The following is a 17,632-nucleotide window of genomic DNA, read 5'->3' on the forward strand; positions in this document are numbered from 1 at the left end:
CGAAAAAAATAAATAGAAAATAAGAATAAAATGAAGGGAAACCTAATAGATATAAAACGGCTGCTTGATATGAATTTTTTTCTTTAACTTAAATCAATAAGAATAAGAACACAACAAGCCAACGGATGACCTCTTAAATCTGGAGATCATCTGTTTTTGTGAGGATGTGGAATGATTTGGATGTTAATTAAATGAAAAATTTACAAATAAAACAAACGTACTAAAGGCTTCCCATCCACGGAGGCTTCTTGTTGTGTGGCTGGAATTTGCTAATGTCTGAGAGATTGCCGGAAAGGGTCATTCTAGCGTTAAAGCAGAGTTAAAGAAGTCATTCCAGCATTAGCGCTTTATACCATATTCAAGTAGGATATTTTATGCACATGTTTTAGCATTATCGTGATGGTCACTACATATGAGGAGTGATTGAATGCAAGCAAAAGGCTTGGTTCACCAGTTATTCGAGCAGCAGGCGAAACGTACGCCTAGCCGTGAAGCTGTTAGATTTGAGGAGAAGTCAGTAACGTACGCCGAGTTGAACCGCCGCGCGAATCGGCTAGCGTATCGCTTGCGTGCGATCGGTATCGGGCCTGACGTGCTGGCAGGCATTTGCATGGAGCGTTCGATTGAACTGGTCGTCGCGCTGTATGGCGTCCTAAAGGCAGGGGGCGCTTACGTGCCGCTGGATCCAGATTATCCAAAGGATCGGCTAACCTACATGATCAAGGACAGCAAGGTGAGACGAATCATTACGCAGCGTCAATTCGCGGAGCAGTTCGCTGGGTTCGACGGTGATGTACTGATTTTAGACGAGTCAGAGCCATTAGATGAATATGGAGAGGTGGAGGGAAACCCGAATATTGCCTTGCATGAGAGCCATCTGGCTTACATGTTCTACACCTCCGGATCGACAGGAAGGCCAAAGGGGGCGATGAATACGCATGCAGCCATTCGCAATCGGGTTCTCTGGCTGCAGCACACTTTCGAAATGGAGGAAAAGGATAAGCTTCTTCAGAAATCTCCTTACAGCTTCGACGTATCGGTATGGGAGTTTTTCTGGCCGCACATATGCGGTGCATGCCTTGTCATGGCCAAGCCCAAAGGCCATCTTGACAACGAATATATGTGGGAAGTCATCAAGCGCGAAGGTATCACGTTCGTGCAGTTCGTACCGACGATGCTCCAGACGTTTCTGAGTGCGGAGCAGGCTCAGGACCTCCCCTTCCTGAAGCATGTTTTCTTATGCGGGGAGCCATTGTCTGCAGCGCTGAACGAACGGTTCTGCCGCACGATGTCCGCGCAGCTTCACAACTTGTATGGTCCGACCGAGGCAGCAGTATTCATTACCAATTGGACCAGCGATCGCAGCTTGAACCGTTCGGTCATTCCAATTGGAAAGGCTATCCCTGAGAATGCCATGTACGTATTAAACGACCGCTATGAACCGGTCGCACCTGGTGAGATTGGCGAGCTATTCATCAGCGGCATTGGGCTCGCGCGCGGTTATTATGGCAGACCGGATCTGACGGCTGAGCGATTCGTGCCCAATCCATACAGCAAGGAACCGGGAGCACGGATGTATCATACCGGAGATCTTGGACGCTGGCTTACGGACGGTAACCTGGAATGTCTGGGCCGCAACGACGATCAGGTGAAGGTACGGGGCTTTCGGATCGAGCTGGGCGAAATTAGCACGGTGCTTGAACAGCATCCAGGCATCAATCAAGCTGTGACGGTTGTCTGCGAGGATCAGCCTGGCGACCAGCGTATTACTGCATATTTCATACCAAATGCTGAGTTTGCTCCTTCGATCAGCGAGCTGAGAAGCCATCTACAGCAGCATTTGCCAGACTATATGGTCCCTTCTTATTTTGTCGAGATGGAGGCCTTCCCCCTTACCCCTAGCGGCAAGACAGACCGCAAGCTTCTGCCAAGTCCAACGCTGTCCCGCCTGATGATTGGCCAGGCGTATGTTCCGCCGGAAACCTACATCCAGAAGGAGCTTGCCGCGATCTGGTCAGGCTTTTTCAGTTTCGATCAGCTCGGGCTTGATGACGATTTCATCGACTTGGGCGGCCATTCGCTCGTCGCAACTCAAATTCTTGTCCGGTGTGGGCATATATTCGGCGTGAAGGTATCGCTAAAGGATATGCTCACACAAGGAACGACGATTCGCGCCCTCGCGTCAATTATTGAAGCCAACCTGCTTGCGGAGACTGACGATGCCGAGATCGAAGCGTTGCTGAACGAGATGGAGCACCTGTCGGAAGAGGAAATTGAGGCGCTGCTGAAGTAACAGTCAGTAGATGATCAGGAGGAGACGATTCGTGGCAAATTTCGTTCTAAGCACGCATATGACGAACGGAGATGTACTGCCGTTTCTGCGCTTAGCGTCTGCACTTCGCCGGCGTGGTCACCAGGCAACCCTGGTGACGCACGGCGTATTTGCGCCGCTGGCCGAGAAGTCCGGCATTTCTTTTCGCGGCATCGATAAACCAGAGGAATATACCTCCATCATGAAGGATCTCTACATGATGGAGGATCCGCTGAACAAGCCCGACCTCTATGAAGCCTACCAACGAAAATATTATTCGAAAGAGAAATTCCAGCAGGAGTATGACATCCTGACGGAGCTGTGCCAAGCAGAGGATTCCGTCCTGATCTGCAAGGAGCGTGACGGATTCGTTGCCATGATCGTATCTGAGATGATGCATGTGCCAATCGTCACGGGCGTTCTCGCGCCCAGCTATGTGACGCAGCTGCATATTTGGGAAGAGCTTGGACTGGACTTTGCGATATCCCTTATTAACACATTTCGCAGCGATCTTGGGCTTACGCCAGTCTCAAGCTGGACGTCATGGATGGGCGCCGTGAAAAAAAACATCGGCTTCTGGCATGAGAGCTTTGATGCTGCTGTGGAAGCACCAGAATGGGCGCTGAAGGTAGATACTGTCGGATTCCCGCTGGCAGATGCAATCGAATACGAGCCTTTGCCAAACGATCTGCTAGATTTTATTCGCGCCGGCGAACCGCCCCTCTTGATTACGGGCGGGACGGGGAAAATGATTAAGCCGAATTTCTACCAAGCGGCCATCGAGGGCATCAAGCTGCTAGGGCAGCGAACCATACTGGTTACGAGGCATGAAGAATTCATTCAAGGCGAGCTGCCGGATCATATTCGCTGGTACAAAATTTTGCCGCTTGCCAGTGTCTATCCGCTAATCGGCAGCGTCATCCATCACGGCGGAATCGGTACGATCACGGGAGCCATGACCGCCGCTGTGCCGCAGCTGGCGCTCGCGGCCGATACGGATCGGCCGGATAACGGAATGCGGATCAAGCATCTGGGTATCGGTGATTATTTGCCGCCGCTGCAGTGGGAGCCCGCGTTGATTGCAAATGCCATAAAAGGCATTCAGACAAGCACAGTGAAAGAGCGCTGCCGCCAATTAGCAAAGGTCATGGCGGAGCATGATACGATGGCTGCGGCCTGCACGGCCATGGAATCGGTAATCGGCAAGCCCGACTACGCCATTGCCTCGGATCAGCTTATTGTTGATTACGTTGCAGCGCAGCGCCAGCGGTCCTTGCCAAGCGCAATGACCGCGCCTGATCATCGCCTGGGCGAGATCAATCAGTCACTATCAGCAGGCAAGCGTTCACTGTTATCGCAGTGGCTGGTGCAGCGCCAGCTCGGAAGTCATCCCCTGCCTTTGAAGGAGGCGCGCTATGAGTAAAACGATTGATCGCATCGAGCAGCTTTCGCCCGAACGACGGGCGCTCCTTGCCCTGAAAGCCAAACAGAATAAGGCAAAGGCTGCCGCAGCTTCGTCCGTAATCCCAAAGCAGCCTAGGCAAGAAGGAGCTAACAAGTTCCCGCTATCCTTTCCGCAACAGCGAATTATGTTTTTCGAGGAATATATGCCGGGGACGGAGCGGTACAATTTTGCCAACGGCTACAAGCTTATCGGGAAGCTGAATGTCTCTGCCCTGCTTCGCACGCTGAACGAGATGATCAAGCGTCATGAAATCATGCGCGCTGTTGTTGCTTATGAGAACGACGATTACGTGCAGGTCATTCGCCCCGAGCTGACGATCGACCTCCCAATGATCGAGTTGGCCGATGAAAACAAGGTCTATGAGCTGATGGAGAAGGAAGCCACGGCACCGTATGATTTCCTGAACGGGCCGCTTGTGAAGGCAATGCTCTTCCGCTTGGATCCCGAAAAGCATGTTCTCGTCTGGATGACGCATCACTTAATCTATGATGGCTGGTCAGCCGACGTGTTCGACGAAGAGCTCGCCGCGATCTATCGTTCCTTTGCACTGGAAGAGCCGCTTTCGCTTCCGGAGCTGCCGATTCAATACCCGGACTTTGCCGTCTGGCAGAGGCAGTGGATGACAGGATCGGAATACGAAGAACAGCTGCGCTACTGGAAAAAGAAACTGATGCCAGCGCCGGCGACGCTGGATTTGCCGACGGATTACCCGCGCCCCTCGATTCAAGTTGAGCGCAAAGTCGGTTTCTTCAGCCTGACGCTTGATCCAGCATTCTCGCAGCGTATCCGCGAAGCGAGCAAGCAGCTTGGCTGCACGTCTTTTGTCCTGCTGCTAGCCGCTTACAAGGTACTACTCGCAAGCTACAACGGCAAGCAAGAAATCGTTGTCGGGACGCCTATGGCGAATCGAGGCAAGCAGGAAATCGAGAAGCTTGCTGGCTTCTTCGCGAATACGGTCGCGCTTCGCTCCGCGATTGACATGGGCAGCAGCTTCAGCGACTTTATCTCGGCAGTCCGCGAGACGGTGCTGGAGGCGAATGATCATCAGGATTTGCCGTTTGACAGAATTGTCGAAGAGATGAATCCGGATCGTGTTATAGGCCATGCGCTATTTTTTGATACCATGTTCCTGTTCGAACGGCATGGGCAGGCGCTGAGAGAACTGCCTGACCTTGAGATTGTGCCGTTCGTGGGTGATCGTACGCGAGGCGGGATGCTGGATCTGACGATGACGGTATTCGAGAATCAAAAGTTAGGCATGGAAGTTACTTTGACGTATCGCCTAGATCTATTTCGCGAGTCGACAATCCAGCAAATGGCGGAGCATTACTGCATGATTTTAGAACGCGTAATAGACAATTCCGCGCTGCCGCTATATGCAGTTGCGGCTCTCTCGGGCGAACAGCTGCAGAAGGTGCTGGTCGACTGGAATGCCGGCGAGTCTACTGGGACAGAGCTCCAATTGCCGCATCTTCTCGTGGAGCGTCAATCGGCTCTTACGCCTACGGCCACAGCTGTATGCTCAGAGGGGCGTACACTTACCTATTTAGAGCTGAATGAACGGGCTAACCGCTTGGCGCACCATCTGCGCGGTATGCAGGTGGGGCCTAATACAACCGTCGGCCTTTACATGGAGCGCACTGTCGATATCATCGTCGGCTTGGTCGGAATTTTGAAGGCAGGCGGTGCCTATGTGCCGCTTGATCCTAAGCTGCCGGCAGAGCGCTTGCGAATGATTGCGCAGGAGGCTGAGGTATCGGTCATCGTGACCGAGGAAGCCTTTGCCGATCTGCTGCCGCAAAATGAGGAGGCAGCGTCGGCGCCCATACGAATGGTTTCGCTCGACCGGGATTGGGATAAGATAGCGCAAGAAGATGCGAGTAATCCTGAAGTAATCTCAAAGCTGGACGATCTTATGTATGTGTTGTTCACGTCCGGATCGACGGGGAAACCGAAGGGCGTGGCAGTGGAGCACCAAAGTTATGTTAACTATTTGGAAGGCATTATGCAGCGTTTGGCGCTGCGGGAAGGCCTCCATTTCGCCATCGTCAGCACGCTTGCTGCCGATCTTGGAACGCCGATGATCTGGGGGGCGTTCGGAACAGGAGGCACTCTGCACGTCATCCCGTATGAGCGTGCAGCTGATCCCGATGCTTTCGCGGCTTATTGCGAAGCGCATCCGATCGATGTGATGAAGATCGTTCCAAGCCACATGGAGGTGCTGCTCGGCGTAGCAAATCCCAGCGTCATCATACCGCGCGAATGCTTGATTCTTGCTGGCGAGGCCTCGCATTGGGGTTCAATTGCAGACATTCGGCGCCTTCGTCCGGGCTGTCGGATTCAAAATCATTATGGTCCTACGGAGACAACCGTTTCCGTGCTCACCTATGAGGTGCCAGTAAGTGGTAGCGAGCAAGATCATCTTGCAGTGCTACCGCTTGGACGTCCGATACCGAACGCGCCGGTCTATGTGCTTAACGCTAATTTGCAACCGGTTCCAGCTGGCGTCATCGGCGAGTTGTACATCGGCGGGAGCGCCGTGACGCGCGGCTACTATGGCAGGCCGGATCTGACGGCCGAGCGATTCGTGCCGAATCCGTTCACAGATCGGCCGGGTGAACGGATGTATCGCACGGGCGATCTCGTTCGCCATTTGCCTAACGGCAACATTGCGTTTATTGGACGGATGGACCAACAGGTCAAAATCCGCGGCTATCGGATCGAGACTGGCGAGATCGAGCATGTTCTGCTGCAAATGGGAGGATTGCGCGATGCGGTCGTGACTATTCGCGAAGATGAACCAGGAGACAAGCGGCTGGTTGCCTATCTGGTACCGGAGCAGCGCTCGTTATCCGACCCTCAGGAGCAAGCAATGCGTGGAGCGCAGCTTGATGTAAGCGCGATTCGAAAACACATAAAAAGCATTTTGCCCGACTATATGCTGCCATCGGCCTTTGTCGAGATCGAGCGGCTGCCGCTTAACGCGAACGGCAAGCTGGACCGTGCAATGCTGCCTGCGCCAAGCGCTGTAAATCGGGCGGGAGACAATGGCTTTGCTGCGCCAGAGACCAAGGAAGAACATGAAATCGCCGCTGTCTGGCAGGAAGTATTGGGACTCGATCAGATCGGTATCAACGATGAATTTTTCGACCTTGGTGGGGATTCATTCAAGGCGATTAAGGTCGTACGCAAGATGGGCAATTCCTTTAGCGTAATGGACCTCTTCCAGTATCCGACGGTGCGTGAGCTGGCCGAGCATCTCGCATCCGGCGCTACACGGAGCGACGATCTTCTGATTGAATTCAAAAAGGCATCGAATATCGGGGGCAAAGCGATTACGCTAGTCTGCGTGCCGTATGGCGGAGGCAGCGCGATCACGTTCCAGCCAATGGCGAAGGGATTGCCTCCCAACTACGCCCTGTATGCGGTCGAACTGCCCGGGCATGATTACAGCCGACCTAGCCAGTTGCTAGCCTCGCATGAGGAAACGGCGGCTCGGATTGCTCAAGAAATCAAAAGCAAGGTCAAGGGTGAAGTTTATCTCTACGGCCATTGCTTAGGCGGGGCAATGGTACTCCGCACCGGGTTGCTGCTGCAGCAAGCAGATGTGGAGGTAAGCGGGATTTTTATGGCGGGCACCTTCCCGGGAGCCAGACTGCCATTCAAGCTGACGGAATGGTGGCATCGCTTGTTTCCACGGGAGAAGTGGACGTCCGATAAGTTCGCACGCGACATGCTGCGCGCCTTTGGCGGCTTTGATGACGAGATCTCTCCGGAGGAGCAGAAGTTCGTTCTGCGCAACCTGCGGCATGATGCACGGGAGGCGGAGGATTATTACACGGCGCTCTACGCACTGCCGAATAAGCCGAAGCTGAAGGCACCTGTAGCTTGCATTGTGGGTGGCGCCGATCGAATGACCGAGTTCTACGAGGAGCGTTATATGGAGTGGTATGATTTCAGCGAGGATGTGCGATTACATGTTGTTGAACATGCCGGGCATTATTTTCACAAGCATCAATCGGACCATGCCGCGAAAATTATGTCGCAGCAGATTCGTGCATGGGAGGAAGAGCGTGACGACGGGCAAATCCGGTCGACAATGAGCACTATTTCTCAGACTGCTTCTGCACCTCAGCAAGTACCAACACTTGCGAAGGAGCAGAAGCAAAAGCAGAAGCAGAAGGATATTCAGCCGAGCGTGAAATCTTTTCTCACGGTAACGCTGTGCTTAATCATCGCTACAATTGGCACGTCACTGACCGGATTTGCGCTTGGCATCTGGGTATTTCAGCATACCGGGTCGATTTCGGATTATGCGACGATCTCGCTTTATGCGATTTTGCCCACGCTGCTGCTGCTTCCGGTGGCTGGTGCGGTTGTAGACCGTTATGATAGACGAAAGGTAATGCTGGCGGGACAAATGTTAGCGTTAGGCTCGGTGATTTTCCTCGCGACTATGCTCTATCTGGATGCGTTGTCGTTATGGGCGATTTATGTGGCTGCCGGCATCGGATCAATCTCAGGCGCTTTCACGATGCCTGCTTATCAGGCAGCAACAGCGCAACTCGTGCCGAAAAGGTACTTAGGACATGCAAACGGATTAGGACAGCTTGTCATGTCCTTGAACGGAATTATGGCACCAGCGCTAGGAGGAGCTTTGGTTGTACTAATCGGTCTGCAAACCATTGTTGTAATCGATCTTGTGCTTCTAAGCTTATCTATAGTCATACTTTCACTGATCCGATTCCCTAACCTGATGTTCAAGAAACGTGAGGAACCGATGAGCAGGGAAATCGTCGGAGGGTGGAAGTACATTATTCAAAGGAAGAGCATGGTCGCGATGGTCGTGTTTTTTATCGTTGTCAATTTTTTCATGAGCTTATATAACGTGCTGACAACGCCGTTTCTGCTGCAGTTCATGACGGCTGACAAAGTAGGCATCGTCATCGCGTTTGAGGGTGCAGGACTATTTATCGGCTCGATCCTTATGACGATATGGGGCGGCTTCGACCGCCGGGCGGACGGAATGGTCGGTTTCGTTATGCTGACCGGTTTATCGATAGCGGTTGCCGGAATCTATCCTTCGCTTGTAACGGCAGCCATCGGCTTATTCGGCTTTGGCTTTGCGCTGGCGCTTATTAATACGCACTGGCTGGCCCTCATACAGACGAAGGTAGGGCTTGAGCTGCAAGGCCGCGTATTGGCAACGAACCAAGTTATGGCCTTCAGCATGCGTCCGCTTAGCTTCCTGCTTGCAGGACCGCTTGTTGCATCTGTTTTCGTGCCGCTTGCATCGGCACTGCCAGCTGGTACGGAAGCTGCAGGGCTGTTTGGAGCGGGAGGCGGAATGGGTATCGGGCTGTTGATCACTTCAATTGGCGCCATCTTGTTCATCTGGGGATTGCTTGGCATGCGTTATCGGCAGCTGCGTCATATGGAGACCATTTTGCCGGATGCCGTGCCGGATGCCGTTATTATTCGAGATAAAGATCAGTTGCAGCAAATAGCAGACCGCCAGATGGGTGTTGGAATTTAATTGTGGAATAGAGGAGGTTACTTTTGATGGAAAACGAAATACTAGAATTCAGCTACAAAGTAGTCGTCAATGTCGAAGAGCAATATGCGATATGGCCATTGCATCTGAACAATCCAGAAGGCTGGAGCAATGCCGGCAAGAGCGGAACGAAGGAAGAATGCCTGGCTTATGTGAAGGAAGTTTGGAGCGACCTGACGCCCTTAAGCCTGCGTCAAGGATGAACGTTGTTCCAGCCATCTGTGCGTTGCGCATGGATTGGTGTTCGGTCCAAGAAGAGCTGGAGCGTATTGCACGCCTGCTATTGAAGTAGTAGAGCGAAGTATTCCAAATTACACAGTTTTGCCGGGCGTTGTTCGTAAACAGGGAGCATCATGCATTGCGCAGCCAACCTGTTAATGAGCATGCCCGGATGTTCTATGTGATTTGGATGGGCAAAAAGGTTAGGGTTAGCCATTTCGAATGGTTAACCCTTTTTAATGCAATTGTCGACTCTGGATTTGGGCAACTATGATTCATTAACAATTATTATGTTAACAAAGGAATGCTAATCAGATAAATGATAGAGAACCATCTCCTAGGTTGCCTATGAGATGTGCGATTGATGGTGGTCATTACATGCGAATGGTCGTATATTATTAGTATGTGGATTATGAGTAAGAACATGGACCACATTACGCAATGATAAACGATTCTACATAGAAGGAAGGGGAAAAAATGGATTTTCAACCGCTTGTTTCATTTGTTGACCGTATCACTTCCTGGCGAGTTCCGTGGGCAGAGGTACTGGTGATGTATCAAAATGATACCGTTTTCCGTTACCGTAGCGGCTATGCTAACCTGGAGGAACAGACGCCAATCGAGGATAGAGCGATCTTCAATCTCTACTCCATGACGAAAATAATGACCTGCGTCGCGGCGCTTCAACTGGTGGAGAGAGGCGATATGCTGCTAAGTGATCCGGTTTCCGACTATCTGCCGGAGTATGCCGAGATGACGGTGAAGAAAACTTTGCCGAACGGGGAATTTAGGCTTGAAAAAGCAACCCGTCTCATTACGGTACGCGACTTGTTTACGATGACTGCGGGGTTCTCCTATGATATAGGTACTCCAACTTTTAAGGAAGCTGTGCATAGCACGAACGGAACATTACCAACACGTGCTTTTGCGAAAGCGCTTGCCAAGGAACCCCTTTTGTTTGAGCCAGGTACTCATTGGAACTACAGCATGTGCCACGATGTGCTCGGGGCATTGGTGGAGGTTGTCAGTGGAAGACGCTTTGGTACGTATCTGCGAGAAGAAATAACAGGACCACTTGGCATGAACGATACAGCGTTCGATCTGAACGATGAACAGCGGACCCGGCTAATTCCGCAGTATATGTACAATGACGAGCTTGAAAAAGCCGTACGTATGGATGGAAACGGGTACCGGATTGGTAGCGAATTTGAGAGTGGTGGCGCCGGATTGTTGTCCACAGTTAGTGATTATTCGCTGTTTCTGAACGCACTGACCGGGTACGGCACCAGTCCAGAAGGCGTGCGGATACTGTCAAAAGCCTCGGTGGAACTGATGCGCAAGGACCATCTGAACGAGCAGACCCGCGGCGATTATTCATGGGATCACATGAGCGGGTACGGGTATGGCCTCGGTGTCCGTACTCATGTCTCCCAGTCATTAAGCGGCTCACTGAGCCCGCTCGGCGAATTCGGATGGAGCGGCGCCGCCGGGTGCATGGCTATCATTGACCCGGATTCCAAGCTTACCGTTATGTATGCTCAGCACCTTCTGAACAATCAGGAGCCTTACGTTCAGCGACGCTTGCGAAATGTCGTATACTCCTGCTTGTAATGTTGAAGGTGAAGTCTTGGCTAGGCAGTTGGTTGCTCTAAAAACTTGATCGAGATATGCAAGCTCCTGCAATAAACTGATGACCCGGTCGATTGACTGGGTCTTTTTTTATAACGGCCTTAAGAATGAAAGGCAGGTAGGTAGAGAAATACCATAATTCATATTATTACGTAAAATAATAATTTGACGAATAAATAGGTGAGGGTTATATTTAACTACAGGAGGTTCTTACATATGGACAAACAAATGAAGCTTCATTATATGAACCGTATTGATGAAAAGCTAAATCAATTGCCGTGGTTCGTGACTGAATTTATTGATAGCCGAAAGCGCAAGCTTTCTCCAACAACGCTTCTTAATTATTGCCATGATTACATTATATTTTTTGATTGGCTGGTTGCAGAAAACTTAACAATGGCCAGCCGCACAGAGATTAGCCTAGCTTCATTAGAAACACTGACAATTCGTGAAGTAGAGAATTTTTTATCTTTTTTGGAATATCAGCTGGGTAATACTAATCTCACGATTAATCGCAAATTATCATCACTGAAGTCCTTATTTGATTATCTGCAGAACAAGGCTGAAACCACTGAGCTGAAGCCATATATTCAGCGTAATGTTATGGCCAAGATGGATTTAAATGTGGTCAAGGAAAGCCAGGAAACCATTGCAAACCGTATCGAAGGAAAAATTCTTAGAGAAGACGAATTTGAGGCGTTTAGACAATTTGTAGCCCATGATTTCGGAGAAGTAAATAAAGAGAATAAGCGGATATATCATTTCCATCAAATGAATCGTGAACGGGACACAGCGATTGTATCGCTTATTTTAGGCTCGGGACTTAGGCTTTCTGAGGTTGCCGGCATTAACCTTGAAGATCTGGATTTAAGTAAAGCTATTGTACGAGTGATACGCAAAGGCAATAAAGAACAATACGTTTACTTCAGCAAGCAAGCATTATTAGATGTGGACAGTTATCTGCAAATTCGAGAATCAAGATACAAACCAGAAAAACTTGAATCCTTTTTGTTTATTGCAGCTCCTATCGGCCGTAAAGGAAAAAACCGGCGCTTAACGCAAAGATCCATTGAAAAGCTAATCGAAAAATATGCAACCGCTTTTGGGAAACCAGCTTTAACCGTACATTCACTAAGACATTCTTTCGCAACACGATACCATCTAGAGAACAATGATGTACCGAGATTGAAAAATCAATTAGGACATTCATCGATACAAACAACAATGATATATACACATCTAACAGATGAAGAGATGAGGAAAGCTGTAGACAACATGGACCGATAAACCCGCGTGGTTACTCGGATCTTTATAGACATTTTCACAAAACCCGTATTTTATACATATGTCTATAGTTAGTGAATTCAAGCAAAAAACAATCCCGCTGCCAATATTAAGCGGGATTGTTTCATTTCCCAATTTTGATACATAGTGATTAACATTACTTTTTAAAAATCATTAGTTGCCCCTTGCCAACATCAACTATTAATGAATTATGAGCCTCAGAATTTTTAACAATCTCGATAAACTTATCGACTTCTTGACGATGTGAATTTACGTTATCGACAATCATTAAAGAATTTGGTTTAAGAATCCTATTTAAGTCTTCCCACCAAATTAAATATTGCTTTCGGTCAGAATCTAAAAAAATGAAATCAAATATCTGGTCATCTTGGTTCTTTATGAATTCTCCGGCATCTCCGTGGTGCAATGAAATAATACTTTCTAACTCTGCCCTTTTAAAATTATCTAAGGCCATCGTTATTTTATTATCATCAAATTCTAAAGTGGTTACATGCCCTTCTGAATCTAAGAAGTTTTGAGCTAACCAAATAGTTGAGTATCCATTTGAAGTACCTACTTCTAAAACATTCTTAGCTTTATTACTTTTGATTAATATTGAAAGGAATTCCCCAGTGTCTTTTGTAATATTTTTCATTTTCAATCTGCCCTCTTGCTTGTTTGAATCGTTATTTAGTCCAAAAGACTCAAGTTCATTTAAGAGCAGCTCAATATTTTTTTTCATTGTTTCATCCTCCAATGTTATCAACTAAAATATAAAGACGAATCTCATGGGCCATTTTGTGACTAAATTAATTCATTAGGTCAAGCGGATGCAGTGATATATAATCTGGATTAGTATAAAATTTATTATCTAGAAACCAGCTTACACCAACACTTGCTACGTTGGCATTTCTTGCTGCCTCAATATCGGCATTAGAATCTCCAAAGTATACAGCCTTTATATTAGGAGTATTGTAATAGCTTAATATTTTTTGAATACCCTCTTTGTCTGGTTTAGGATGACTTACATCGTCACCTGTTATGCAAAATGAAAAATACTTGGCAAGCTCTAATTTATTAAGTGAGATATCAAATGATCTTCTACCCTTTCCAGTAACGATACCCACATCTTTTTTATGATCAAGCAAAGTATTTAACATAGCATTAACAGAAAGGCTCTTATTCACTAAACGTTCATGCTCTTTTTCATATACTTGATAATAAAGCTCTATGGCACTCCCTAAATTTTCTTGTTGAGTTAGGTTGTTTTTTATTATTCCAACTTCACTTGGGCCAAACCAACTTTCTATTTCTTTATCAGATAAAAGAACACCATTATATTTCCCAAAAACTTGTCTAAAACTTTCAAAGCAAAGGGGTAAAGTATCGGCTATCGTACCATCAAAATCAAAAATAAAAATATCATATTGGTCTAGAAGTTTCATATAGAAATCTCCATTCATTAAATGCGTCATAATTGTATTTCGATTTTATAATTCATCGTGCTCAATTCAATTAAGAGCTTTTTAACATCAAATAAAATTGTTGTGATCATTTGTAGTTATTCCTCCTATGCATAAATAATCATGACGCGATGATTGTCTAATAAGTTGGATAACTCTACAGGAAGAATCTTATTGGTAATAATGATGTCTATGTCCTCCATATTGAAAACTTTAAAATTATGAGAGACATTGATTTTAGTCTCATCAACTAGTAATACAAGTAGACCTGTTTGCTTCTTTATCATTCTTTTTAACTCAATATCCTCTTCGTATGCATAATAAATTCCATCTGCATCTATACCTGCAATGCTCAAAAATGAAATATCAAAATTGTAGTTACTCAATTCCGAGAGGACTTTCGTTCCTATTACACATCTTTTCTCCTTATCAAGGTTTCCACCTAAAATCCTTGTTTTACTATCCGTGTGTTGGAGAAGTTGATCTGCAATATCTAACGAATTTGTAATGAAAAAATTATTATCTTGGGACTTTATACATTGTGGTATAAAGCTAACAGTTGTAGAAACATCCAAATAAACCATCTTATCTGAAGTGATTAACTTACTTGCTGCTATGGCAAGTTGTTTCTTTTCAGTAATTAAGTCTTCAGCCCGTTCCAAGTAATTATCCAATCGATTAAATCGATCTGGAAGACTAACACCACCATATGTCCGTTTCACCAAGTTATTTTCTGTTAGTTTCAAAATGTCTCTTCGTGCTGTATCTCTGGATGTACCCGTTATTTGAATAATATCTTTTAAACTTAAGGAATGTTCCGTTTCTAATTTAGATAGAATTAAGTCCAATCGTTCTTTTTGAAGAATAAAAATCACCTCAACATAAAATTAAGCTACTTTAAGTCACAATAAATTATAACTTAAAGTAGCTTACGGGTAAATAGAATGAAAATAAAAAAACGTCATGGAAAATGCTCCACCGCATTTTCCTGACGCACTACTTCATAGCTTACCTTCTAAATTATAGAGTCTTCTATACACTCTCACTACATCTGGAAATAAAATGAATAAATAATATTTCTGTAAGTGGCATTTTTATGCCGTTTTATAAGCATTCTGATACAATTAATACGGCTAAGGTCTTTCAGCCATTTTTGTACATCTCTAATTTCAATACATACATGCTCGATTCGAGGTTATAAATGCCGAGTATTTCAGGCGTAACTTCAAATGAATTCATGTCATCCACGATATCTTTCCGTCCACCAGACGCCAGGAGAACACCCCAATTTGCATGAGGCTTTCCATCCGCAGAGAAATGACTATCACTCATATCGGCGGTTAATACCGTAACCCTTGCACCGGGATAACAGACAAAAACACTGTATTCCCTTGGATTACCTCCGTCATCGTTCATGCTTTCGGTTCGAGCTTCGTAGACATTTGTTACCTCAAGTTTAAGTCCGCCATGATTAAAAGTTTTAGTTTCTCCGTTTTGTGTCGGATTTGGTGAATGAGAAGGTGTTTCAAGTGACGTGGAAGTCGGTGTTGAACTAGAATCAGTGTTGTAGGGCATCGTTTCAGTAGGTACATTGTTGTTATTGCAGCCAGCTAACAGCATCAACAAAGTAGTTACCGTGAGTATTACCACAGCACCTAGCATTTGATTAAAGTAGTTCATCCACGATCACCTTCCTTATCAGCATAATTTCTTTCACCACTTAGACGTAAATATTTGGAAATTGTTGCATTCTTGTTAACATGATAAAGCTGCCGATAATGCCAGCAGCTTCTTCGTAGGTGTATATGGAGTTATCGTTTTCAGTTAGAGCTTAGCACCACTGTGCCAGTATAGATCTTTACTAGTGGATTATGATGGACATATAGCAAAGTAGAACAACCGATGAAATATCAGGAGTAGATACCTGTATTCCATCGGTTGTTAAAATACTCTTTCAAAGCATCTTGACACTGCTAATCAGCACTAAAGAAACCGCCAATTGACCGAAGAAGTAACATAAACCAGTTTCCTTTCTCCACTGTTCGCTCAGTGATTAAATCAACAGTTCTTAATTGTACGACGCTTACCCCTTGGACTACGTAAGTAAATGTCGCCGTTCCAGCTTTAGTACCAGCTACGACAGGAGCAGCGAGCCCACCTGGAACTAAATGGACTGCAGCAATAGGTTGTGCAGATACATCTGATTTCGGAATAATAAAATAAACATCATCTTTTGTTACGATCTGAACATTTTTTTCTTTCCCGCCCTTGACAGGAGATGTTTCCATCCCAGTGACTAAACTCCCAGCAGGAATTACTTGATTCATTGTAAAGTGATTGAATCCATAGTCTAATACCTTTGCCGTCTCCTCGAAGCGGCTCTCCATCGATGGAGTCCCCATGACAACACTGATTAAACGCATACCATTGCGCTCTGCAGTTCCGGTAAAGCAATAGCCTGCGCTTTTGGTATATCCTGTCTTGAGCCCATCCAAGCCCTCATAAGCAAAACTCGGAATCGCTTTGTTCGTCTCTAGCATTCGATTTGAATTGATAATTGGATCTTTATCAGACTTACGCATCTTGTAAAATGGAAGGGATGTGACATCAGCATAATCTGGTTCATCTTGAATAAGGTTTTTCGCCAATGTAGCCACGTCTTTTGCTGACATCAGCGTTTCCCCCATTTCATCAGGGCGAAAGCCTTCTGGCATGTCGGCGCGGCTCAGTCCGGTAGCATTGATAAAATGGGTTTTAGTCAGTTCCATGCGTTTGGCTTCCTCATTCATAAGGGCTACAAAGTTCTGTTCTGTGCCCGATACATGCTCAGAAAGAGCAATCGCAGCATCATTCGCGGATCCCACTGCCATTGCGATGTACAGTTCTTTTACCGTATGCTGATCTCCTTCTGCAGGTACCTATGCTTTTAGATGCATGTTCGCTGACTGTAACGATGTCATCCCAGGATAGTTCTCCTGTTCTAACTTTTTTGGCGACAATGTACTCTGTCATCATTTTGACCATGCTTGCCGGCGCAAAGCGCTGATCGGCATTGATGGACAATAGAACATCTCCTGTAGTTTGTTCAATGAGAATGGCGGATTTAACATTAAGATGCAAGGATTCCACAGTCGGTATGTCAGAAATCCCCGATGAGTTAAGTGTTCCTTGGTTCGTGGCTGCAACTGAGAGCGGTAATACATATATTCCCATTATACAAACGGCGATTACTGTGATTAATGGTTTGAATATTCTAAAAATCAATGTTCTCTATCCTCATTTCTGATCATTGGACGTTCCAAATCGGTATTTTGCGATATATGAAAATTATAGAATTGAATGATTTAATGTCAATCTTAATTTTTTTTCTAGTCTTAAGAAATCCTTTAGAAATTACTTACCTCGTTCTTTAGGAATTGTTTTTTTATGATGGATTTAAGTGAAGCAATGAAACTTGCTTTACTGTGTTTGCATGACCGTTGGAAAACGTTGGAGGGATTTCAATCCATGTTGGCATCGGTTTATTCCTTGCCTTTTTCCTAACAGTAGGCTTCTCATATGATCTTGCGTATTGTCGCGGAAGCGGATAATCACCATAAACAAATTGGTCCCACTTTCTCTCGGCTGCAGGCCCTTTCTCCATGGCCCTAAAATTCAGCGCGAGACAGACTCCATAAATTAAGTTTTAAACTGTCCCTAGAAATTGA

General features: G+C 46.5%; 12 protein-coding genes and 1 pseudogene. 6 read left to right on the top strand and 7 right to left on the bottom strand.

Annotated elements, in window-relative coordinates; all coding sequences use genetic code 11:
- Positions 1-427: 427 nt before the first annotated feature.
- The 6 genes from BBD42_RS24935 (at position 428) to xerS (ending at position 12,465) form a co-directional block, all read left to right on the top strand.
- The gene (locus BBD42_RS24935) at positions 428-2,293 is read left to right on the top strand and encodes a non-ribosomal peptide synthetase (protein WP_099520347.1); all 1,866 of its coding nucleotides are present in this window, start codon (positions 428-430) and stop codon (positions 2,291-2,293) included.
- 31 nt (positions 2,294-2,324) lie between these two features.
- Positions 2,325-3,734: a glycosyltransferase gene (locus tag BBD42_RS24940; protein WP_172455616.1), complete on the top strand. Its 1,410-nt coding sequence runs from the start codon at positions 2,325-2,327 to the stop codon at positions 3,732-3,734.
- Positions 3,727-9,312, top strand: a complete 5,586-nt coding sequence (locus BBD42_RS24945; RefSeq protein WP_099520349.1) for a non-ribosomal peptide synthetase/MFS transporter — start codon at positions 3,727-3,729, stop codon at positions 9,310-9,312. Before BBD42_RS24940 ends, BBD42_RS24945 begins: the two co-directional genes overlap by 8 nt.
- A gap of 26 nt (positions 9,313-9,338) precedes the next feature.
- Entirely contained in the window at positions 9,339-9,533 is a 195-nt protein-coding gene (locus BBD42_RS24950) for an MbtH family protein (RefSeq protein ID WP_099520350.1), read from the top strand.
- Between the two features lie 493 nt (positions 9,534-10,026).
- Positions 10,027-11,160 (top strand): serine hydrolase domain-containing protein, encoded by a 1,134-nt coding sequence (locus BBD42_RS24955; protein WP_099520351.1) that lies wholly within the window; start codon positions 10,027-10,029, stop codon positions 11,158-11,160.
- A 234-nt stretch (positions 11,161-11,394) separates the two neighbouring features.
- Positions 11,395-12,465, top strand: a complete 1,071-nt coding sequence (xerS, locus tag BBD42_RS24960; protein ID WP_099520352.1) for a tyrosine recombinase XerS — start codon at positions 11,395-11,397, stop codon at positions 12,463-12,465.
- A gap of 154 nt (positions 12,466-12,619) precedes the next feature.
- On the opposite strand, the gene BBD42_RS24965 is transcribed toward xerS, so the two are convergent.
- The 7 genes and pseudogenes from BBD42_RS24965 to BBD42_RS32510 form a co-directional block, all read right to left on the bottom strand.
- Positions 12,620-13,204, bottom strand: coding sequence for an O-methyltransferase (locus BBD42_RS24965; RefSeq protein ID WP_099520353.1), 585 nt, complete (start codon positions 13,202-13,204; stop codon positions 12,620-12,622).
- Between the two features lie 67 nt (positions 13,205-13,271).
- The gene (locus tag BBD42_RS24970) at positions 13,272-13,907 is read right to left on the bottom strand and encodes an HAD family hydrolase (RefSeq protein ID WP_099520354.1); all 636 of its coding nucleotides are present in this window, start codon (positions 13,905-13,907) and stop codon (positions 13,272-13,274) included.
- Positions 13,908-14,032: 125 nt separating this feature from the next.
- A complete protein-coding gene (locus BBD42_RS24975) occupies positions 14,033-14,671 on the bottom strand; it encodes a DeoR/GlpR family DNA-binding transcription regulator (protein WP_237163224.1) in 639 nt (212 codons plus the stop codon).
- Positions 14,672-14,800 (bottom strand): annotated as a pseudogene (locus tag BBD42_RS32915) (DeoR family transcriptional regulator); the annotation flags it as partial. It lies immediately after the preceding gene.
- 268 nt (positions 14,801-15,068) lie between these two features.
- Entirely contained in the window at positions 15,069-15,605 is a 537-nt protein-coding gene (locus BBD42_RS24980) for a hypothetical protein (RefSeq protein ID WP_099520355.1), read from the bottom strand.
- Positions 15,606-15,898: 293 nt separating this feature from the next.
- Positions 15,899-16,795, bottom strand: coding sequence for a D-alanyl-D-alanine carboxypeptidase family protein (locus BBD42_RS32505; RefSeq protein ID WP_099520356.1), 897 nt, complete (start codon positions 16,793-16,795; stop codon positions 15,899-15,901).
- A complete protein-coding gene (locus BBD42_RS32510) occupies positions 16,773-17,189 on the bottom strand; it encodes a serine hydrolase (RefSeq protein ID WP_099520357.1) in 417 nt (138 codons plus the stop codon). The genes BBD42_RS32505 and BBD42_RS32510 overlap by 23 nt, the downstream gene beginning before the upstream one ends.
- Between the last annotated feature and the right edge of the window lie 443 nt (positions 17,190-17,632).

This window comes from Paenibacillus sp. BIHB 4019 (assembly GCF_002741035.1).
In the GTDB taxonomy this organism is placed as follows: domain Bacteria; phylum Bacillota; class Bacilli; order Paenibacillales; family Paenibacillaceae; genus Pristimantibacillus.